Source organism: Providencia burhodogranariea DSM 19968 (genome assembly GCF_000314855.2).
Classification (GTDB): Bacteria; Pseudomonadota; Gammaproteobacteria; order Enterobacterales; family Enterobacteriaceae; genus Providencia; species Providencia burhodogranariea.
The window spans coordinates 204,322-226,880 of the sequence record NZ_KB233222.1; the positions used below are offsets into that span (position 1 = coordinate 204,322).

Here is a 22,559-nt window from a genome sequence, read left to right on the forward strand (position 1 = left end):
GAAAAGTAAGCTGAAATCAACTTCAGCTTACTATCTGTCATGGCTTAGTCTTCGACTTTGATCTTTTGAGTTCCCAAAGAAACAATTTTGCCTGCGGGGATTTTGCAGCGCTTACGAGTTTCAATGACGCCATCAACTTGAACTAAACCATCAGCGATCATCGCTTTGGCCATTGCACCACTTTCTGCCCATCCTTCAATTTTAAGCAAATCACACAGTTCAATGTGTGGGTGACCTTCAAGTTTAAAAATTTCCATTACTGCTCCTGATTACATTAAATATCGTGATACTCTTCGCACGCTTGTAACGTGTTTTGGATAAGTGTAGCCACTGTCATTGGCCCAACACCACCGGGAACAGGGGTGATCCAAGATGCGTGTTTTGATGCTTCATCAAAGTCAACATCACCGGTTACTTTACCATTTTCAAGACGGTTAATCCCTACATCAATCACGATTGCGCCGGGTTTAACCCACTCTCCGGGAATAAAATTCGGTTTTCCGACCGCAACAACCAGTAAATCTGCATTACGGACGTGCTGTTCGAGATTTTTAGTAAAGCGATGCGTCACTGTTGTTGTACAACCAGCAAGTAATAACTCTAAACTCATTGGGCGACCAACAATGTTTGAAGCGCCAATGATCACGGCATTTAAGCCATAAGTGTTAATGCCATAGCGGTCGAGTAGAGTGACGATACCTCTTGGTGTGCAAGGGCGCAGGCGTGGTGCACGTTGACATAGACGACCGACATTATACGGATGGAACCCATCGACGTCTTTATCTGGATGAATGCGTTCAATCACTTTAACGTTGTCGATACCAGCGGGTAATGGTAATTGTACTAAGATACCATCAATTTCAGGATCTTGGTTCAAATCATCAATTAGTTTGAGGAGCTCAGCTTCGCTTGTGGTATCAGGCAAATCATAAGAACGAGATAGGAAGCCAACTTCTTCACATGCACGGCGTTTACTGCCGACATAAATTTGAGAAGCAGGGTTTGCACCAACCAGAACAACAGCAAGGCCGGGGGCTCGTTTGCCTTGCTCTATACGTTGTTGTACTTTTTGGGCAACTTCTTGCCGAATTGTTTGCGCAATCGTTTTCCCATCAATAATTTTTGCTAACATCTGTGATTTAATCCATATATGAGGCTTTGCGATGTGTCTATTTTGTCAGAACTTAGGCTTAATGTCAGTCCTCTCTGAAACATAAAATGAGCATATAGCAATTTAAGTGGATAAAAGCCATTGACTCGGCGCTCAGCAACCGTATAATTCAACGCCATCAGCCAGATAGGCTGAAGCATTGTAAAATGCGCCCTTAGCTCAGCTGGATAGAGCAACGGCCTTCTAAGCCGTAGGTCACAGGTTCGAACCCTGTAGGGCGTACCATTCAACTCAATGAGTTACAGAAAGTCAGATGAAATTGATTAATTTAACAGGTCAATTAATGGGTTAAGTTAGTTAAATTTATCATCATTTTCAATATTGTCTCTATAGATACTTTTAGGCCAGCCCACAAAAGTCCATCCTTCGTTTTTTGAAGCTTTGGAAATTCATTTCGTTTAGTGTACACTCCTCATAGCGTCAGATTCGCTTTTGTCAGTCAGATCATCCCTTTCATTTTAATATATTCTGCTGTTGGTATAGTGGCTATTGCTGATATTTGGTATAAATGGATATATTTTTTGCGGAGTGATTAACATTGTCTAAAATAATTTATTTCCTAGTGTTAATTATTGTATTGCAAACAATAGGTTTCATTGGTTTTCTGACTATCTCGTCTACTACAAAAGATCCAGGTTTAGCTAATATTCCACATTTAGTCTCTCAGGCCTCAGGAATGAATTTAACCGAAGAAGAAAGGTCAGAATTAGAATATTGCGTTAATTCTTCAAAAGTTTTTTATTTATCACAGGCAATTGAAAAATGCCTTACTAGAGCAAAATATAAAAATTAATCAGCTCACCTGTTATTTGTCATATTCCGTATTTATAGCTTAAATGAACATAAAGTAAATATATCGTCCATTTTCACCTAAATGCCTCTGCAAATAAGTATATCTTCTTGCATGTCATTTTTATTTTAATTCTGTAAATCTCACTTAAATTAAGGGTATATTATTTGTTAAGTCTGTTTTATAGACTTTTAAGTAAGAGTAATAACTATAAACACATCAAATTAAGATAGTTCCAATCCTATTCACTCAGTATCTATGATGTTATACATATTAGTTTAAATTAACTTATTAAATTATAGGGAAATTATGAATAAGGCTTTGCTAATTGCTTTATCGTTGGCTCTCATCCCGATAGCATCAAACGCTGATTCAAGAAATTATAGTTGTCAAAAGAAACTATATAATTTGGAAAAGCAATTGAGTTATGCGAAACAGTATGGAAATGAATATAGGATTAAGGGACTAAAACGAGCCATAGATAAAGTAAGTCGTAATTGTTATGACCATTATTCAGGTGCGACGGGAGCCACAAAGCTAAACCGACACTACTCAGATGATACCATTAGATATCTAGAGGAAGAGATTGAGTCACTTTCACAGATAATCAAAGATATACAAAAAAATAAATTTAGATTAGGGGCTGTTTATCTTTGAAGGTCAATTTTTATTCGAATGACACGTCTTTAGTTAAGACAAAAAGAAGCAAGGCGAGTGGCTCGCCGCCGAGTGAACTCGGCAAGAGTCGCTCAATACAGCGAAAAATCATATTTAATCGAACCCGAAGGGCGCTTTCATTTACGGATTAGGGTTTTTGGTGATGTTTTTTAGGCACCTAAATACGTGATATGATTATATTGCTGTTATTTAAACCGATTGGTATGGTAAAAATCAGCAGCAAAGATAAACAGACCCTAATGATACCCGTCTAGTACGGGTTTTTTATTATCTGGTATACGGGCTTTGGCGTAGCGTTGTACAAGAATATGATAATTTAGAATTTGCTGAAGGACATTTGATCAGCACGATAAAAGATTAGCATGGGTCAATAGACAATTACCTTTGGAAATTTTGAAGCTAGAATGAGCAAAAATATAAAGATAGACAGGTAATAAAAATATTTTATTTTTCAATAAAAATCGGTTTAAGTATAAACACTCGTTTTAGGTTTGTTGAGATAATATTTAATGCCAAAAATATTAATCTATTATGGTTGAGATTTTTTGAGCACAATTCGTTTTTAATTATTTAACGATAGATAAAACCTAACATTTTTGATAATTGAGATATAATTGCCAAGAATATCTATTTACTGAGTATTTTTGTTTTATTTAGCAGATGTAAAGTATATGGATATTATAAAAATATCATATGGTTATAGGTGATATTTTGCCAGATTCAAAAGGCTGCCCTCAATTGAAGTAATAAACTTGTACCTATGCGTTAAGTGTTATATTGGTATGAATTACTCACACCATTACTATATAGTCGACTGTATAGGGAATAATGGATTAAGTTGTCTTTAAGTCGTGTAAACTTTTTTGGTATTTAATTTAAGGTATAGCAATAACGACTTCTGTAGTGGCTCTTGTCGGGTATGTTTATTTATTAATCACCTATCTTATGTTATCATTCATAAGATAGAGTATGTTGCATCTCACCTATATTCTGTCTATCAATAATTCTAATATTTTTAATCCATTTTATGACTGGATAAATAAGCAATGAACATTAGTCAGCTCAAAAGTTTCGTTGAGGTTGTCAAGAGTGATTTCAATATCACAAATGCTGCCGAAAAACTGTATACCTCACAACCAACAGTGAGTAAGCAACTTAAAATTCTGGAAGATGAACTAAACGTTTCTTTATTCAATCGAAAAAATAATAACTTATTATCACTCAGCCCGATTGGCGAAAAAGTCCATCATGTCGCTTGTGATATCCTTGCGCAGTTCGATAAAATAAAAAGCTTAGTCGCGCAAGAAGATACCAACACAAAACAAAGCCTTCATATTGCGACAACTCATACCCAGATTCGTTATAAATTACCTAAAGTCATCGAGCGCTTCAAAGCACGCTACCCAAATATTTCGCTGCATTTTCATCAAGGTGCTCCCGCTCAGTTAGCCGAAATGGTCAATAATGGTGATGTGGATTTTGCGATAGCAACCGAATCTCTACACCTCTATGATGATTTGCTGACAATGCCTTGTTATCAGTGGTCCCGTAGCGTGATTGTTCCGCATGATCACCCACTAGCTCAGGACGAACAGCTAACGATTAAAGAGCTGGCGAATTATCCCTTGATTACTTATGTATTTGGTTTTACTGGGAGTTCCAAACTGGATCAGGTGTTTTATCAGAATAACTTGATTCCGAACGTGGTATTAACGGCAGTTGATACAGAAATTATTAAATTCTACGTAAAACGTGGGGTTGGTGTGGGTATTATTTCATCAGTTGCGTTTGATGTAGAAGAGGATAGTGAAACATTACGCTGTATTAATATTAGCAATTTGGTGAAACCAAGTTATACCCATATTTGTATTAGTCGTCATACGCACTTGAAAGATTATATGTATGATTTTATTTCCTGTTATGCCCCCCATCTTGATCTAAATTATATTCATCAACCAGCAAAATGGTTACCGGTTGATCAAAAAGCGCGTGACCTGCTTTATTCCTCCTTACCTGAACTCAGTTAAATAAAAAGTCCGGTAGCATTAATTTGTTACCGGACTTTAGTTCGTTATATTTCAAGTTGCAGTATTGTTGACTGCATACCACTCGGATTATTTAGAATATAGTTTCTATTTTAAACGGGTAGCAATATTAATAAAGATTTGAGCACCAATCAGCAGGCTATCATCATCGACAAAATAGGGGTTAGCATGCAGATAGTTATTAATACCTTTCGCTTTATTACCACTGCCTAAAAAGTACATTGCACCGACTTTATCTTTGGTGGCATTAATCATATAACTGAAATCTTCACTACCTGTCATTGGTTTGCCGTTTGCTTCAATATTTTCTACTGGCAAGAATGCCGCAGCGGCATCGTAAATTGCTTTGGTCGCTTGAGGATGGTTAATGACAGCCGGATAGCCAGAGGCTTCAAGAGTTGTTTTGAAACCACCAGCTTCACTACGAGCGACAATTTCTTTAAAGCTCGCTTTTAAGACTTTATCTGTTTCTTCATCCATTGAGCGGATAGTACCACGTGCTTGAACATAATCAGCCAGCGCATTTGGGATAGTTCCGCCGTTAATCATACCGCAGCCAAATACTGCAGGGCTGAAAGGATCTGTTTTTTTAGCGACAATATAATCCATATAATCAATAATACGAGTCGCTTCGCGAATTGCGTCTAGCCCTTTGTGTGGAGTAGAACCGTGAGCAGAAACGCCATGTACCTCAAGGGTCCATGCGGAGCCATAAGATGACATCACTCCAGAATTAAAACGGATGAATCCAGTGTCAATTGCGGCATCATTATGTAAGCCGTAAACTTCATCGACTCCATCCATACAGCCCATTTCGACCATTTTGTCCGCACCTGGAATGCGCATATCTTCTTCAGCCATCTGGAAAATAAAGCGGACGTTATGAGTCAGTTCTGAACGATTCTCACTTAGATACTTGGCTGCTGTCAGGGCTATGGTCATGTGAGTATCGTGACCACAGTTGTGCGCACGACCTTCGTGTACAGAAGTGTGCTCGTTATTGGTCAGATCCGGCATTTCAAGGCCGTCGATGTCAGTACGGTAAGCAATCAGACGTTTTGCTGGATCAATGATTAAATCTGCTGTAAAACCAGTATATTCCTCAAACTTACGGATGGAATAACCGAAGCTTTCCATCAATTCACGGCAATACTTTGAGGTTTTGTATTCTTGACCAGATATCTCAGGGATTTTATGTAAATCCTGACGTGTTTTTTTACTGAATGCTTCAAGAGTGAATAGCTTTTCACTGATGTTATATTTATTGGTCATTACATAATACCTCGTATATTGAAGCTGGTTTGTATGCTGATAAAAGCATCCCTGGTGTAAGCGCGAGCATTAGTGATGCATAACTACATCTGCTCAAAATTAGTGCATTTTAGTATTACGATAAAATTCTGTTTTATGAAGCCTCTAGCTTTTTGCTAGCAGTAATTAATCGTTATTCTTTAGAGTGTTGATTTTAACGTTGATATTAATAAACTAAGCGTGACGAAGATCGTATTTATACCATATCAGTATTGCATGGAGCATGAACAATAATGATGATAATACAATAAGTTTAAATTACACAGTCACTTTATATAATAAATTCATTTAATATCAATTGGTTAAAATTAACGTTCTACTGTCAATTAAACTATGGAATTATAAATCTAATACCGATGATAAAAATATATACAATCTTATTAATCTAAATTTAAGATGAATTTATTTATGTATAGCTAACTCTCTTTCATATTATCCAGTCAGTTTTCCTGCTATTCACATAATTACTACTAAAAATTTTCTTTATTACTGAAAATTTTATTGTTAATACAAATGACACTTGGATTACAGAATAAATATACAGCATTAATGTAATTGTTCTATATTTGGCACCATTCTCGAATGAATCACTTCAAACGCGATATCTGATTGATAGATGCACCGCCATTTCTGGCGGCGTATCAAGGAGCTTACGAGATGATTAGTTATTAAATGAACTAATAAACGCAAGGTATTCTTCTTTGCTCATCAGAGGCTTGTAATCAGCTAACAGAGCTTCTGCTGCCGATGCATCATCAAACAACAAATCAATAATTGTCATTGCCATCATTTGAGCAGGGCGGATGTAAGCCATATCATCATCAAAGACTACATAATCTTTGCCATGTAAACCGCCGCGGATTGCGCCAATCCAAGGATGGCTAACAGGCATGATATGAGATAGATCGCCAGTGTCTGTACTACCCGTCATATGCTTTGCAATCCAGACATTTTCATCGCCAATCAGATCTTCTGCATTATGCTGCAACAGGTCATTCAAAGTGTCATTGTTATATAGTGGTAGATAGCCTGGCAAATCTTTGACTTCAACCTCAGCGCCGATAGCCATCGCACCTGCCACTAACGCACGAGTAATTCGCTCGTTAGCATCTATCATTGCAGAGACGTTTGAGGCGCGAACATAACTTTCCAGACGCACATCACTCGGCGTTACATTCACTAAATCACCGCCTTGAGTGATGATCGGGTGGAAACGAATGTAATCTTTTTCCTGAAAGGTCTCACGGATAGCATTCACCCCCATGATGCCCATCATGGCAGCATTCAGAGCATTAACACCATCATGCGGTGCAGCTGCGGCGTGTGATGATTTACCTTTATAATTAATCAGCTTACCAATAAACCCATTCGTGGTCGTGGACATTTCGATAAAGCCGTTATCACGTTCAGGTTTGACACTTGTTAGATGGATTTGTAATGCCATATCAACATCATCAAATTCACCGAGAGAAATCAGTTCTGGCTTACCACCGATATAACTTATTTTCCCTTGTTTAATCAGCTTACTGCGATAGGCAAGCTCTACATATTCTTCCGCAGGAACGGCGAAAGGTACTACATCACCAGCTAGATATTCCATGGCACCGGAATTAACTAACCCAATTGTCACTGCCATCATATTAGCTATTTGTGCATTATGACCGCAGCAATGCGCAGCACCCGTTTGATCATCCGCATCAGGGTGTTCAGCGCAGATAATGGCGTCTAGTTCACCGATCACCGCGATACTGCGTTTGCTACCTTTTCCACCTTTAAGTCGGGCTTTGACACCTGTTAGTGCTAATTGATTACGGTAGCTGACGCCCAGTGAATCAAATGCAGCTTCGACTTTCTTTGCTGTTTTAGTTTCTTTATAACCGAGTTCAGGCTCTGCCCATATATTCTCTGCAAGTTTCTTAATATCGTCTTTGTGACTTGCAATGACTTCGCAGACTTTTGCTTTCAATTGATCTTTGGTTATTGTCATATTGAATATTTCCCCTGATTAGATAAGACCACTCCATGAGAGTGTCACTTGACCAATAAGCGCAGCAAATAAGAATGTCCCTGAGAATACTGCCAGTGATACCGGGATAATACGCCAAGAAATTGCTTTGAACTTATCAATATCTTTACCGAGTGAAAGACCTGCAAATGCCAGTACAGTGGTACTGATAACGGCAATCGAAACTTTACCTGTCATTGCGATCATTTCTTTGTCGTATGGGAACAATGGTGAACATAGGCCAGCGGCAATCAGCGAAACCCAGAAGATAACCGGCAGTTTTCCTAATAGTGGGATCTGTGCAATCAGATAAGCCACAAAAGACATAGCGCCTAGCAGTGCCATTGCCAGTAATGTATCACTAAATACTTGTGTAAATTCACCACGACCGTACATTGATCCGCCGACTGCATCACCCAGAGCGGTTAAGATCACCACGATAACTAGGAGTACGGCAATTTCTGTCATTTTTTTCATTATTCGTTATCCTTAGTGCTATTTGCGGCTGCTGCAATACGTTTTTTTGACAGCTTGTTGTACAGATAAGAAGCAAATGGTAAGGAGAAGAAAATATAGACATACAGGCCTAATACGGATGACATTAGATTCGCAGAGGATGAGAATGCTTGAATATCCGCAGCTTGGTCAGGATAGAGCTCCAGCAAAGGTGCAACAGCGGCTGCTAACATAGAGCCACTTCCGACACCTGCCCCCATCGCTAGTGCGAGCGGACTTAGTATGTCTAGACCTGCGATAACACTGGCGAGTATGCCCATCCAGATAGCGCCGAATAACGTTCCGCAGATGTACATTGCCATCACACCACGACCTTCTGGTGAGCTTAATCCGTATTTAGCTTCGATAATTGCGATATTGGGTTCACGGCCAACAGAATAAGTGGCACCAACAGCTTCACGTCCCATGCCAAGCATAATTGCCAATGGCAGACCCATAATGATAGTACCGATAAAGTGACCGACTTCCTGAAGGATCAGTGCACCACCAGCCTGAATAATTTTTTCCCAAGATGCGCCAACGGAAGTACTGAGTTTGGCAATGAGTACGACTAAAGCCACACTCATAATTGAGGCTGCATGAGCCATGTTTTTTTCATTGAGAATTTTGAATTTCGGAAAGCTTATAATACCACCCATTAACATGGAATAAAGCATCGGAAAAATCATCACCAGACCGATTTTAATTTGCCCTATTGCTTCCGCAAGAAGAATGATAAATAAACCAACCAAAAGCAACTTACTATCTTTTAATATACCCATAGTGTTACCTTTTATAGGAATTGTTATTGAGAAGAACTGTGCATATTTATAAAAACACTTACCCTGTGCAGATTCATACTAACTATGAAACTGTTTTCCTGACAATATTCCAAAATGTTCTTAGTCATGCCTAAAAGGCATGACCAAGAACAATAAATTAATATTTATTGATTAATCCTAATGCAATTACGTGTTTATAATTGGAAGTTTATAATTAATTGTTTATTTTTCATTATGATAGGGTTTTATAATATTTTGTAGGAAATGTTGTTTGATAAGTGGGGTTGATTATTTATTGAAGTAAAAAGTTAGATGTTTTAATGAATTTATAATGTGAACTAGATCTTACTTTTTTATTTGTTCGGGATTAAACGCTATTTAAATTTTATTTGGATAATCATAAAAATTATTTTTTTTCGAAAAGATTATTCACTTGGTTTCCAGTTTGTCATGTGATTATACCTAATTTTAACATTAATATTAGAATATTCGACTAGTGTCTAAATATATTCTTTATACTAGATCAAATCGATAAGTCTGATGAAATTTACAGTATGTTGTCAATATTGATACAGGTCACAATATTGATAATGATATTATTGTATTCCAATAATCATGCGCCATATTTTGTATAAGTTCAAAAAACCAGGAAATAACCGCTAGCTTAATTAATCACGGATGAGTGTGGAAATAGAGTGAGTATCGAGTGAATTGTGAAGGTGTGAAACGTCTTTTATTTGAATCCGTAAGGCAGTTTATATTCAAAGATATATGAGTGCTAAGTCAAATTTACTTTCCCCCTTATTTTTATTCAAGTGTAGTTGTAAAGGCAAGTAGTAAAGGTCAATGTTTATTCGAAGTAAAAATTATTACTTAAAGTAAAAAGAGATAAATCGAGGAATTTTTAGACTATAGATATAAGCAAAACTCCTTACAATGAAGGATAAATTAACACGAGGTGTTCCCGAGCTTGGGATGGTTCTGGTCTGTGATAATGCTTTCACCTCTGATTTATTCGTATCAAGTGCAATGAATCCAGATAGAACAGAATGTATTGGTTGATTATTGCTTATGTATATATTCATATGTAGTTTTATTCCTATCATTTGAAGGGAACTTTGTGCTCCCTTGATGCGTAGATATAACGTTTCATTTATTACCATTTCTCTTCAAAAAAAGGTCAAATTACCCCTGTGTTAACTACCTCTAGTTACTAAAATTCAGGAGTATTGATAAATAAAGAGTCTGTATTTTATTGGTAATAATACTTACGTTTTTATAATTACTAATGAATAGTACTAAATATAAACCCCCTGCATGCAGGGGATGTTTATTCAATCCTTATTATTAATTCATAGTTAGATTGAAATCACAAATATACCAACCTAATTCTGCTTTATTTATCCAAATTGTTTCTGGTTGTATGTTGCTCATGTATCCAGATGATAATACACGTGAGATATAGATTTTAAATTTTTCGTTTGTTATTTGCTCAATAGAGCCAATATATGTCATATGATTTTTATCAAAGCATGCATATGTTCCTACACCTGCTGTTTTTGCTAATTCTAAAGAGTTAGCTAATTGTTTTTTCTCATTAAGTATACCTTGTCTTTGTTTTTCATGCTCATTAGAGAACTCTAAGAATTTAATTTCACTCTTCGTAAATGGAGTTTCTGCGTTAATTGATTTTGCAAATTTATTCATTTCATTCATATAAGGAGTGATATTATTCTTATCAGCAATTGATAACTTAGCTATCAATGAGTAAGAGCGGGTTTTGGTAATTTGAAACGTAACGTCTTGTTTTTCATCTACGCAGCGGATATATGCACCAAGGGGGGCTGTTACACTATAAACCTGATATCCCTCATTAAAACAGTAGTCAACATAACTTTTAGTGTAAGATTCATCCCAAGAATGAATCTTATTTGTTGGAACTGTATAGGTAACAAAGCTTTCATTATAAATTTTTTTTAGTGGCGTTTCCGATATTACTGATAATGCAGATTCTGGGGAAATGCCATTAGGAATTGTCGGTGATTTTTCTCTATTTACGATACCGCATGCAGTCAAAGGTAACACAACTAATACTAAAGTGATTTTTTTAAACAGATTCATTATTATTCCTTATATAAATAATGTTCTAGTTTAAACATTATTTACTGTTAATCAATAAATCACATAAACAATGAATGTTTATATTAAATATTTATATTTGTCATTGTAATTTAAATTAATAAGTATATCTATTTAGTATAAGATGGGGTGTTTAACTGATTTTTAATTACTTTAATCCCTATGGATCCTCAATTTTCTATAGTTAGAACATAAGTGTCGAGTGGGTGAAAGTAATTGAAATTTAATTTATCACATTATTGATGTGGATAGACGAGATAATATTTGTTGAGTGGAAGTATATTTAACATCCTTATCTGGGATTGTTGGATGTCTGCCTGTTTTTATAACCAAAATTATGTATTTTCATCTATCTTAAACAACGATGTTTTTTTGAAAAAATTATCTATTAATGGGGGATTGCATTGATATCAATGTTAGGGGAACGCTGATAATTAAATCGTTTAATATGCATGATCGCGCAGCAGATTAATTAATGCTCGAAGCCCTGATGGAATGAGTCGATGACCGGGGAAATATAGCGCCATTCCTTCATAGGTGATTTCATAATTGCTCAATACCGAAACCAGCTCGCCACGTGCGAGTTCATTTCGTATGCTCCAATCATTAATATAGGCAATGCCTGAACCACTTTTTGCCGCATCAATGGCGATATTATGGTTATTGACTATCAGGTTTCCGATAGGTTTAATCTCGGTGAAAATGCCATTATTAATAAATTCCCAATGATATATTTTTCCGCTATTAAACCTAAATGCGATACAGTTATGATGAATTAAGTCATTAGGTGTAGAAGGTGTTCCATGTTTTTCAAAATAACATGGGGAGGCAACAACGAGAGGACGAAAATATTCAGGGCCAATTGGAATCGAAATCATATCCTTAGGCACCATTTCTTTTAACCGAATCCCCGCATCCATTCCTTCAGATACGATATCAACTAATTGCTCCTGAACAATTAAATCCAAAGTGAGTTCGGGATACATTTCAGAAAATTTATCTAATACGGTTGGGAAAATAATTCTCGCCGCAACTTCCGAAGTACTAATTCTTAGCGTTCCTTTTGGTGTATCACGAAACTCACTCACCGTTTCTAATATTTGTTCTAATTCATGAACAACAGGATTGATCCGTTGTAAAAAAGATTGACCAGCATCTGAAAGATAGACGCTACGGGTTGTTCTATTAAATAAGCGAACCCCGATACTGGCCTCTAATGCAGAGATTGAATTACTTAATGCAGAAGGGGATATACCTAACGCCTGCGCAGCTTTGCGAAAGTTACGATGCTTTTCTATCGCCATGACAGCTCGAAGATCAAACAATGTGGTTTTTGAGAATTTCATCGTAATCGCTTAAATTAATATAGGCTGAGTTAAATCGAAATTATCTATTGGTGTTTATCATGATAGCGCATCCAAACACAACTGCCTTCAAGTGTTTCTACTTTGTTTAATTTAAATCTTGTCGATATTGCTGTAGGTAAATTATCAGCGCCAGTAAATAACGTCACTGCGTTGTCATCACCTGAAATAACAGGAACAACGATGATACTGATTTCATCAATCAAATCTTCGCGCAAAAAATAACCGTTAGTGCGGCCGCCACCAGAAACGATGAGGGTTTTAATCTCAAAAAGTCGATACAATTTGTCCAATGCTAAAGGTAGATCTAACTCACTATTACCGGCAAATAGATAAGATATTTGATGTTTTCTTAGATATGAAATGTATTCGTCCGTCGCTTTATGCGTCAATATTTCAATAATATGCGCTGGAGGCCTTTCCATATATTGCACGATATTAGTTTGCCAAGCGACTTTCCCTGAAGTATCGATAACTACCAAATAGTCATTTAGATTTTGTTCTGCAATATAATCCTCACGAGAATATAGCGTTGGGTTTGAATCAAAGACGGGTTTTTGGAAAAAGGTAAAATTCTCTTCCATTGAAATTCGACCTGCTAGGCAAGCCGTCGCATGAAAACTGGCATGAGTTGTTTCATATGCAAGTAAACCGGGTTCAGTTTCAGGTGCAGCTAAGTAATCGCCAGTTGTTTTACCATCTAATGAGGTCAACATATGGCAAATAATATGGGGTTTGTTCATTGTTTATTTTCCAGATGTGACTTATTTTGTTGGTAGCTGTGTGCGAGCATATTTCTCATAGGCATCATTGCCAAGCTCTCGTCGCGCTTTAACCAAATTCTCTACACCATAAGGTGCGCAGTAACGTAACCTATCAGTTCCATCAGTTGCTGCTAAATAAATATCTTGTGCGACTTGCTCGACAGTCGCAGCGCCTTGCCCCATTTTTTGCATAGCATTGTTTACATTATCTGCAAAAGTATCGTAGCTTGTAATGCCATTAGTTCCAGTATTTTCATGTGCTGAACGTTCATGGAAAGGGCTTATTATGCCACCGGGTTCATATATTTTAGTGACTATATTCTGCGATGCTAATTCATAGGAGACTGACTCTAGAAACCCCTCTAATGCAAATTTTGTCGATGCATAAATTGAGATTAAGGGTAAACCGATAATGCCACCACAAGAGCTCACATTTAAAATTATGCCACCGCCTTGCTGACGGAAAATAGGCACGATTTGTTGCATTACATTCATTACGCCGAAAAGATTGACGTCAAAATTTTTACGGATTTTTTCTATCGGAATCCCTTCAAATACTCCGTATTGCCCAAAGCCTGCATTGTTAATAACTAAATCTATTTTTCCAAAAGCATCTATACCTTCAAAAATAGCACTTTCAATGCTGTGAATATCCTCTACATCAAGTTTAGTTTTAATTAAATTTGCGATCCCATCGAGACGATTATTTTTTTCTGGCGCTCTCATGGTTGCGATAACATTAAATCCTTGTTCTGCAAATAGTTTAGCTGTCGCTTCACCCACTCCGGATGAACTCCCTGTTATTAATACAGTCTTTGGCATAATTACTTCCTCATGTTTGATTAAGAAAACAATAGCCGATAACGATTGATTTGATAATCCGAAAGATCTGCATGAACTGTTTTTAAAATCGAAACAATCTAATGCAGTGAACGAGGTTAATTAATATGGGAAAAATAATTGTTAATGATGAAACTATACAATATAAGAATATATAGCGCTGATATCTGAAACACTGTTTGAGCTTTGTATATCAGCATTAATATAGTTATTCGTAGTACAAAAAAATGCTCGTTACGATAAGTAACGAGCTTGCAACGGTAGCATTTATCAGCGCTATTTTTGCGAAATGAATGAAGAGTGGTTATTGATTAACAATAAAAAAACAGTTTATAGATGCTGTTTATTGTGCACGTACTCTCAGAATGTACCGCTTATTCCCAATATTGGTCCCTGCTGTACAACATCATATACAAATCCGTTATGACGATAATCAACCCCCATAGCACGATACCCTGCAACAGCAGAAAAACCGGGTGTAAATTCCCATCCGACTAACGCTGCGGCATCCCAATCAAATCGAGATTGTCCACCACCCGCTAATCCCCAACTTGATAGCCAGATAGTTGGTGTCAAAGCGTAGTGGCCTCGCAGTCCTGCAACACCATCCACCCAAGTTGCACTGTCACTGCCTGATATCCCATCGGCATATCCGCCTTGAAATTTTAATGTGGTGTTGCTGTACCAGACTCGAATGCCGCCTGTTGCATCAAGACGGCTTCCGTTGCTTTCCAGTAAGGTATATCCCCCACCAAAAAAACCAGAAAATGTTTGATTATCAACCTTGAGGCGTGATGTTGCTCCATTTGGTAGGCTATTTTTAGTGGTTGTATCAATGTACATCAGATCAACCAATAGGCTGTATGGACCTTTGCGAGCTTCCGCTAGCCCCATTACTGCAACATCAAGGGTATGGGCAATATCCGAAAAATCAGCTTTCATGAATTGAGTACCCGTTGACCGATGGCCAACGTCTCCACGAACACCAGCCCCCCATATATACGGAGAAACAGTGAACTGCCACTCTTCTACAGGTTGATATGCCTGATATGTTATTTGAGTCGCCCCTGCTGGGAGGCTCAAAATGCCAGAAGCTAAAAATACTAATGGTAGAGCCCACCAAACAAGCTTGTTTTGCACACAGTCACTGTTTGTCATAATCAAGACCTTCTCAGTGTAAACTTAAGGAGAGAGCAGTGCGTTCAGCTGCACAGTCTTCAGTCGGTTTCGAGCCGGCTTTAACTGCTGCTTGTACTTCACGCTTCGCTGCTGCCAGATCTGCTTGGAATGCAGGATTATCATGTAACACGGCTACTGTTGCTGCGCCCATAATACGTCCCGCATCGACATCACTCTGCCAATGTGCATCGCAAACTACGCGACTTTGACCAAATGCCAAACCACGAGCTAACAGCTCGGTTGCTCGTTGAGGGTGAACTTCAGACAACACTAATCCCCAAGCCCAGCCAGCAGCCGAGTGACCCGATGGCCATGAGCCATCTTGTCTTAGCACTGGCTCCATGTCTTTACGACAAGTTCCTTCGTTATGTTGAACAAAAGGGCGAGTACGGTTATAAGCGTTTTTTCCTGCATAGGTTGAGCCGCCAGCGTCCGTCAATACATGTTGCATCATGGAATAAAGGTGCGGCGTATTTTTCTCGTTAATGTCAGTGCCAAATGCACATGAAAATGCTTTTGCTGGAGCTGGAAATGTCAATTCGGCATCTGTTGCCGCTAACTTTTCACGAGTTGTGCCACGCAATGCTAATGCAGCTAGACGAGCCTCTTCATCGCGTTGGAAGGCTGCTGATTCAGGTTTTGGTGGTGCGCCGAGTAAAGCTACATGTACAGGTAAGCTTGCGGGTTCAAGGTAACCAGGTTCGAGCTTGAAATGAGGATCGGTTACGTCTGGCCCAGTATCACTTGCCATCGCAAGGTTAGAACATAATAAGCCAGCTAAAGGTGCTATTAGGTACAGAAGGTGGTGTGTTTTCTTCATTATTATCTCCAGATTCGATATATGCCTCAAATGGCACCGCGTTATTAACAAAATATTTTTAGGTAAAAAAACAAGCCACAATTGCCCGATTCATGGCTTGGAGAGCTAACTAAATAAGAAGGACAACCTCTTGATCAATGAGGAAATAAGAAGGTTATACCTGCGCGAAAACCTAAGTCATTTGGTCCATTATCAGGTGCAGTTATCCAGTAACGTGTACCGGCTTGAAAACTAACAGGCATAGATCCCAGCTTGACCACTTTTGAAATGGTGAAATTGGCAGGAACACTCCATTTCTCATCATTCCAGTCGTATGAGCTTTCAGCATCCACTCCGAACGTCCAAGCATTACTTGTGGTATAAGAAAAGAACGGTTGTAAGAAAGTTGCATTGATGTTTTGACGATCACGATGTCCTGCAAAGGACCAAACATGATTGGTAAGTGCGCCATAGGTCAAACTCCCTTTTTGTGTCAATAAAACCGCACTAGGCCCAGTACCCCACTTTTCTGCGCCTAAAAGCGAGTCAGTAGCAGAAGGTATTAAAAGGACGGGTCCAATTCCCCAGATGAGTCCATTTGAGGTGGGTTGTTTTGGAGAAAAAAGATACTTTGGGTAATATCGCTCATACCAAATTGATCGCCTGACTTCCCGACGATGTCATGTTGAGAAATAACCGGCATAATTGTACGAGAAATAACATTCCAGTCGTTATTAATGGCAAATGGAATAACGGGCTGAATATTTATCCCTGATCGAGTGCCATTCGCGGAGCCATAGCCTTTATCGTAATTAAACTGAAATGGGACACTGACCAAGGCAGCTACAGGGTTGGCTAACTTCTTTGCAAATTCGACTTCTTCCGCATTTACGGCAGAAAAATTGGCTACTCCGGATGCTCCAATAAACATCAGAAACCATTTGGATTTCATGTCGCTCTCCATTTTTATAATTATTATGGTTCGGTCTCGGCGGAGCTGAGACCGATGACTTATCGTTTTTAGGGGGAAGCGGCTTCGATTGAGCCGAACAAATTACTGTGGCTGTGGGAAACTCCATTGACCGTTTAGAATTTCATCTTCAGGCTGATACAGCCTGACTGTATAGTTCCAACCGGGCATCGTTGGCAAACAGTTAGCAATTTTACCGTCGCAACTCCCAAATTGGATAACAATCGATCCATCATCATTTTTTGTCGCTGTAAGGTTATTTAATGAGTAAGCGTCATATGCGTTTTTCTCGAAGTAACCATTCTCGTTATAAACGCTCACAGACCAAAAGCCCTTAACTGGAACATCTTCGACTTTGAGTCGATAAATCGTCTTACCATCATTTTTAGGCATCACACCACCGAGGTAGGTCGCATCTTTACTTGGATTTCCACCCCATCCAGATGCTGTTCCGACTAAATGGTGAACTGGGTCAACAGTATTTTTTGTGCCAAAAGCTTGATTATAGTTAGGAAGCGTCACGCCAAGTACCAGAAGGGCATCGCGAACCTTTTTTTGGCTCTCAGGCTCCCATTTTGGTACAACAAATTCCCCTATCTGTGCCTGATTGATGTTGATTGCATCCTGAAGAGTATGTACTTGCTTAAGATCTTTGGGATCAGCAGGGTCGACAAGTGTGCGGATAGCAACAAAAACATAGCGAGTACCGATTTCCTCTTTTGTCAGTGTATGGCTGCCAGCACCGTAAAAAGTAGCAGGTACGTAGTGGTTTTCATCGACGATTTGCATCGACATAAATCTATCACCAGCTTCAGGTAATGTGATGGTTACTGGACCCGCATCAAGATCGAATACAGCACTTGAATAGAGAGTATCTCGATTCATACGGATGACACTTTGAGCATCAATCGGAACAGGTTCACGGCTATGTACAAACTTCCCTAAACCTCCATTTGCCACCATATTCCCCATATAGAGATCAGACTCGGCGCGCACAAAATTATCAACACCAACAAGTATCGTCTCATCAGAGGCGGACTGAGCGTTTGCGCTTCCTAGTATTGCCAATGTGAGAGCGGCAATACTAGCCCTGTATAAATACGACATTTAAACCCCCTGATGATAAAAACATAGACCAGTACCTCAATTTCAAGCCTCACGAGTGGTAAATTGAATAGGCCATTTGCGGGGTTTGAAATTATCGTTATTGACAATATAAGAACTTCTTAATGAAGACTTGCCATTTGGCGCCAAGGATGGAATAGGCAGTTTCGTATAAAATTAAGTGCGAGGAGCTTAGAAGGTAAATTTTTATTTGGATGAAAAGCCATTATTTAAGGTTAAAAGAAGCAAAGCTAGCGGTTCGCTACCTAGTGGGCTAAGCACGACACGCTCAATATAGCGGAAAACCGCTTTTCGTTAGATGTGGGGTTTTAGTGAGTTTTTTTAATCATTTTAATACGTAATATGATGGGATTATTGTTATTTTGTTAGTTGGTACAGTAAAAATAAGCGAGCTTTAGGATAGCAATCATCGACTGTTCTTAAATCTTAAAGGAGGAACGATAAAATGATGGCGTGTATCCAGTCCAACGTTTAAAGGCTCGAGTAAAGTGCGCTTGGTCACTATAACCCACCATGTAGGCAATTTCAGTTGCAGTATATTTACCGCTAGAGATTAACTGGAGCGCTTCGCTACGGCGCATTTCATCACGTAAAGTTTCAAACTCAACACCACAATACTTAAGCCGACGCTGCAAAGTACGAGGAGATAGGCCAACACTTTTTGAAATTGTTCTAAGTTTCGGTTGTTCCAGATCAGATATTTGCTTATGTATGACAGAGGCAGTATCAATTGTTGATTTTAGGGCTTCGGTAGTTTTCCAAGCATCATCCCGAATATGTTTCAGGGGAAGAGCGAGTAAATCACGGTCGAATTCGATCATGTTGTATCTTGCATTCATTACAAGGTTACTCCCTAAACATTCTTCAAGGGCATCGTCACCTCTCTTTCTTGATGTTTTGATATGTACACGAATAGCGGAAGGTTCTCCGGACATGAGAGGGACTTTTCTGAGCACAGCAAGGCTACCGAAAATAAATTGTTGCGGGTCTGCTTCATATAGCCCAGTGAATTGATGAATCAGTTTTGTGGTACGTCCTTCGGTAACAATTTTTACCTCTCCTCCTTGATGCAATAAGGCTGCATGAGTTGCAGCAAATGCACAAGCCTGAGCAATGTTTGTTGAACCCATGATCATCTCGCCCCAAACACCGAGTGAACGTATTTCAGTCAGATATCCCACATAGGCACCAGCGAATGGGTCATCTGCAATAGACGCCATTTCATTAGCAATATGGAAGCAGGCCGCTCGAGGTACCCAAATATCAGGGTTTTGAAAAACATTAGTAGAAATACCAAGACGTTGAAAAAACTCTAATGAAGATACTCCTCGCATAGCGAGATAGGGGGCCATTTGAAGAAAGCTTCTAAGCTTAATGGATGGTGTTGCATTCACCATAAATATTCGTACCTGCATTATAATCAATACATATAGCAATTGTTTTGGTACGCAAATAAGATTAGTGCAAAACAGTTGCTCAACATCGGTATTTGATGGCTTAATTTAACATCGTAAATACACTTTTGCTGAGTATAGTTAACCTTGGGTGAAAATACTATATTTGTGTAACATTTATCAAAAACAAAGTATTTTCAATAGAATAATGCCTATCATGGTGAAACAATCTAGTGTATTAAAACGATGTTACGAATTTGATTAACTCAACGATTACCAATATTTTTTGATGTTTATAATGTGGGGGAAATAAAGGGAATAGAGCTGTTTAATTTCATAATCCTAAACAATGTTTATGCTTGAATTTGTGGAATTAAACAGCTCTGATTCGAAGGGATAATAATGAGTTACTGATACGATAATACAATATAGGCATAGGCAGAAAATGGTCCTAAAACCACTTTTTGTTCACCTTCTAAAGCAAGCTCTGATGTCACTTTAAATTCAGTTCCATTATCGCCACCAGTCACTTCAAAAGGTGTTGGTGTTAGAGCGGCTTTATCATTAATGGTTAAATAACTTACAAGGTCAAAATTATCATCAAAAACAATTCGTGTGCCTCTATTGGTACTATTTTCTTCATCTTGGCTGATAACAGATAATAGAACCGTCGCATCTCTATCACATTTAATTTTAAATGTTCCATCCTTACGGTTATCAATCGTGTTATCTAAAAGATCACTTTTATGAAATTCACCATAATCAAGTAACACATCCGGTGTTAATAATACACATGATAGTGTAGTTGGCGGCAAACGGCCACATTCACCACCAGGTAGAAGAATATATGAAGAGCCACCGCCAGATGGAGATATAGCAACTGCTCCGCACCATGTAATACCTTCACCCGTTCTATCTGGAGCAGTTCCTTTAGACGTATAAATCATCGATCCTATATCGTTATAAAGAGCAGTTAATGCATCACCAGTAGTTTCCCCCCTAAATCGGACATTAGGTTGGCCAGGATCAACATAACGAGGATCGTTTATATTACCTGCATTCTGGGTATTAACGGCAACCCAACATCCAGTAGAACAATTATATGGCAATGGAATTTTTGATTTTAATCCCTGATCAGTCAAATAAACAACGGAAGTATATTGAAATCGTTGATTCCAAGGGGCGTTCATATCAATGATAGATTCAGGAATACTGACGTACCAGTCATTGTCTGCAATGGCTGTCAGTGGTTGCAATCCTATATATCCCGCTAATAGGCAGTAAGATAATAATAAAAATTTCTTAAGCATAGTTTATGGCCTATGAGTCGAAGTTATCTTCAAGTGTTTATCACATTAAACGTTATTCATATTCAATTAAAAAGTTTGCAGTAGCAAAAAATTCACCACTCGCGATTCGCTTTGCGTTTTTATCAGCTTTCAAAAAAGCTTTAAACTTCAATACGCCGCTATCACTTTTTAATGGATAGACTTTACTTTCCTGATAAAGAGGCAAAAAATTACCTTCATCATTTTCAAAACCAATCGCGAACCCACTTGTCGAACTCGTAGAATCTAAGGCTAAAAAACCTTGCAAATCAATCACTGAACTTTCATTTCCGGTGAATGTAATTTTTGCGTCCTTATTGAAATCAACACCACAATTTTTGATCTGAATTTCAAAGGGAACACTGGGCATTCTATCGTGAAACACCAGATCTTTATTTGTATAAGGCCCCATTTCTACCTTCAAATCATTATTGACGATCTCACATGTATTACCAATAAGGATCCCTCTCACTTCGATCCTTGTTTGTAAAATGCCTGAATCTGCTGCGACTGCAAAATTTAAAAATACGAGTGGACATAAAAAGGTTAAAAACAGGAAAATAAATTTAGGGACCTTTTTCATTGTATTTACCTTTATTACCTTACAGTTATTTAACTAAGGAATCTTTAATATATGTACAGTTCGTCGCATTACATGAAAAACTCATTTTAACTCGTCCACCATAATCATCGATGTAAGTTAAAATAGGGGAGGGCCCCATTGAGGAATAGTCAACATTTAATGCTGTTTCACCAAATGGTGGAACCATAAAAGCTTCGAAATTGGCGACTGTTTTTTTATCGCTAGCAGGTGCGATACCAATGACAGTTGTATAGTACGCGGTTGGATTTTTAGCGATAATTTTGGCGCCATTTTTAACGAGTGTTAGTTTTGGTTGCCATGGGTCATTATTAATATCTGTACTTGTAACAATGATACTTTTTGGGCGATAAAAAAGTTTTATTTTAGTTTGGATCGATAGCTGCAGCACATTTGCTTGATCACTTTTTGGCGGTATTTCTCTGAAATTGAAATAGTATAAACTTTCTCTATCTTGAGGTACTTCTTGTGTAATGACGGGTAAGGCTTCAATTTTTATTTGTGTTGGTTTACCTGCTTCAACTCTCTGAATTGGAGGTAATACAGCAAAAGGTGTTTGTACTTTTTTACCTTCAATATTTTCCATCCAAGACTGAGCTAAATAAGGCAATGAATTACTATTATTAGAAACATTCAATGTTACTGATTTTTGATCACCATTGAAAATAATTCGGGTTCTATCTAATGATAATGCTGCATGAGCAGAAAAACCAATAGACAGCATTGCTGTTATCGATGCAATTTTCATTATATTGTACATAAAAACCTCAAAATTAATT

22 protein-coding genes and 1 tRNA gene are annotated in these 22,559 nt (G+C 38.1%); 4 read left to right on the top strand and 19 right to left on the bottom strand.

The window, feature by feature from the left end:
- Positions 1–44 precede the first annotated feature (44 nt).
- Together ybcJ and folD are read right to left on the bottom strand one after the other, a co-directional pair.
- Complete coding sequence (gene ybcJ, locus OOA_RS00860) at positions 45–257, bottom strand: ribosome-associated protein YbcJ (RefSeq protein ID WP_008910225.1); 213 nt, start codon at positions 255–257, stop codon at positions 45–47.
- A gap of 17 nt (positions 258–274) precedes the next feature.
- The gene (gene folD, locus OOA_RS00865) at positions 275–1,132 is read right to left on the bottom strand and encodes a bifunctional methylenetetrahydrofolate dehydrogenase/methenyltetrahydrofolate cyclohydrolase FolD (RefSeq protein ID WP_008910226.1); all 858 of its coding nucleotides are present in this window, start codon (positions 1,130–1,132) and stop codon (positions 275–277) included.
- 187 nt (positions 1,133–1,319) lie between these two features.
- Between folD and OOA_RS00875 the strand changes: the two genes are divergently transcribed.
- From OOA_RS00875 to OOA_RS00890, 4 genes are all read left to right on the top strand, one after another.
- Positions 1,320–1,396 (top strand) — tRNA-Arg (locus OOA_RS00875).
- A 313-nt stretch (positions 1,397–1,709) separates the two neighbouring features.
- Entirely contained in the window at positions 1,710–1,964 is a 255-nt protein-coding gene (locus OOA_RS00880) for a hypothetical protein (RefSeq protein WP_148284478.1), read from the top strand.
- 306 nt (positions 1,965–2,270) lie between these two features.
- The gene (locus tag OOA_RS19660; protein WP_008910227.1) at positions 2,271–2,618 is read left to right on the top strand and encodes a DUF1090 family protein; all 348 of its coding nucleotides are present in this window, start codon (positions 2,271–2,273) and stop codon (positions 2,616–2,618) included.
- Between the two features lie 1,067 nt (positions 2,619–3,685).
- Positions 3,686–4,666, top strand: coding sequence for a LysR substrate-binding domain-containing protein (locus tag OOA_RS00890; RefSeq protein WP_008910228.1), 981 nt, complete (start codon positions 3,686–3,688; stop codon positions 4,664–4,666).
- Between the two features lie 105 nt (positions 4,667–4,771).
- Here the strand turns inward: OOA_RS00890 and OOA_RS00895 are convergent, their stop codons facing one another.
- From OOA_RS00895 to OOA_RS00970, 17 genes are all read right to left on the bottom strand, one after another.
- Positions 4,772–5,956 carry a M20 metallopeptidase family protein gene (locus OOA_RS00895; RefSeq protein WP_008910229.1) on the bottom strand — a complete coding sequence of 395 codons (1,185 nt, stop codon included), beginning with the start codon at positions 5,954–5,956 and terminating at the stop codon, positions 4,772–4,774.
- 700 nt (positions 5,957–6,656) lie between these two features.
- Positions 6,657–7,982 carry an amidohydrolase gene (locus tag OOA_RS00900; RefSeq protein ID WP_008910230.1) on the bottom strand — a complete coding sequence of 442 codons (1,326 nt, stop codon included), beginning with the start codon at positions 7,980–7,982 and terminating at the stop codon, positions 6,657–6,659.
- Positions 7,983–8,000: 18 nt separating this feature from the next.
- On the bottom strand, positions 8,001–8,477 hold the full coding sequence (locus tag OOA_RS00905; RefSeq protein ID WP_008910231.1) for a hypothetical protein: 477 nt from the start codon (positions 8,475–8,477) through the stop codon (positions 8,001–8,003).
- Entirely contained in the window at positions 8,477–9,277 is an 801-nt protein-coding gene (locus tag OOA_RS00910) for a DUF3100 domain-containing protein (RefSeq protein ID WP_008910232.1), read from the bottom strand. Before OOA_RS00910 ends, OOA_RS00905 begins: the two co-directional genes overlap by 1 nt.
- 1,347 nt (positions 9,278–10,624) lie before the next feature.
- Entirely contained in the window at positions 10,625–11,398 is a 774-nt protein-coding gene (locus OOA_RS00915; RefSeq protein ID WP_008910233.1) for a hypothetical protein, read from the bottom strand.
- A 461-nt stretch (positions 11,399–11,859) separates the two neighbouring features.
- Positions 11,860–12,762, bottom strand: coding sequence for a LysR family transcriptional regulator (locus OOA_RS00920; protein ID WP_008910234.1), 903 nt, complete (start codon positions 12,760–12,762; stop codon positions 11,860–11,862).
- Positions 12,763–12,806: 44 nt separating this feature from the next.
- Complete coding sequence (locus OOA_RS00925; RefSeq protein ID WP_008910235.1) at positions 12,807–13,523, bottom strand: RibD family protein; 717 nt, start codon at positions 13,521–13,523, stop codon at positions 12,807–12,809.
- Positions 13,524–13,544: 21 nt separating this feature from the next.
- A complete protein-coding gene (locus OOA_RS00930) occupies positions 13,545–14,366 on the bottom strand; it encodes an SDR family oxidoreductase (protein WP_008910236.1) in 822 nt (273 codons plus the stop codon).
- Positions 14,367–14,744: 378 nt separating this feature from the next.
- A complete protein-coding gene (locus OOA_RS21160; RefSeq protein ID WP_008910237.1) occupies positions 14,745–15,542 on the bottom strand; it encodes a hypothetical protein in 798 nt (265 codons plus the stop codon).
- 13 nt (positions 15,543–15,555) lie between these two features.
- A complete protein-coding gene (locus OOA_RS00940) occupies positions 15,556–16,383 on the bottom strand; it encodes an acid phosphatase (protein ID WP_008910238.1) in 828 nt (275 codons plus the stop codon).
- 134 nt (positions 16,384–16,517) lie between these two features.
- Positions 16,518–16,859 carry a hypothetical protein gene (locus tag OOA_RS20745; RefSeq protein WP_201764569.1) on the bottom strand — a complete coding sequence of 114 codons (342 nt, stop codon included), beginning with the start codon at positions 16,857–16,859 and terminating at the stop codon, positions 16,518–16,520.
- Between the two features lie 65 nt (positions 16,860–16,924).
- Positions 16,925–17,314 (bottom strand): hypothetical protein, encoded by a 390-nt coding sequence (locus OOA_RS20750; RefSeq protein ID WP_201764570.1) that lies wholly within the window; start codon positions 17,312–17,314, stop codon positions 16,925–16,927.
- A gap of 102 nt (positions 17,315–17,416) precedes the next feature.
- A complete protein-coding gene (locus OOA_RS00950; RefSeq protein ID WP_008910239.1) occupies positions 17,417–18,439 on the bottom strand; it encodes a DUF1254 domain-containing protein in 1,023 nt (340 codons plus the stop codon).
- A gap of 437 nt (positions 18,440–18,876) precedes the next feature.
- Positions 18,877–19,854, bottom strand: coding sequence for an AraC family transcriptional regulator (locus OOA_RS00955; protein ID WP_008910240.1), 978 nt, complete (start codon positions 19,852–19,854; stop codon positions 18,877–18,879).
- A 404-nt stretch (positions 19,855–20,258) separates the two neighbouring features.
- Positions 20,259–21,161 carry an MrpH family fimbial adhesin gene (locus tag OOA_RS00960; RefSeq protein ID WP_008910241.1) on the bottom strand — a complete coding sequence of 301 codons (903 nt, stop codon included), beginning with the start codon at positions 21,159–21,161 and terminating at the stop codon, positions 20,259–20,261.
- A 52-nt stretch (positions 21,162–21,213) separates the two neighbouring features.
- Positions 21,214–21,762, bottom strand: coding sequence for a fimbrial protein (locus OOA_RS19665; RefSeq protein WP_008910242.1), 549 nt, complete (start codon positions 21,760–21,762; stop codon positions 21,214–21,216).
- 25 nt (positions 21,763–21,787) lie between these two features.
- Entirely contained in the window at positions 21,788–22,540 is a 753-nt protein-coding gene (locus OOA_RS00970) for a fimbria/pilus periplasmic chaperone (RefSeq protein ID WP_040690701.1), read from the bottom strand.
- Between the last annotated feature and the right edge of the window lie 19 nt (positions 22,541–22,559).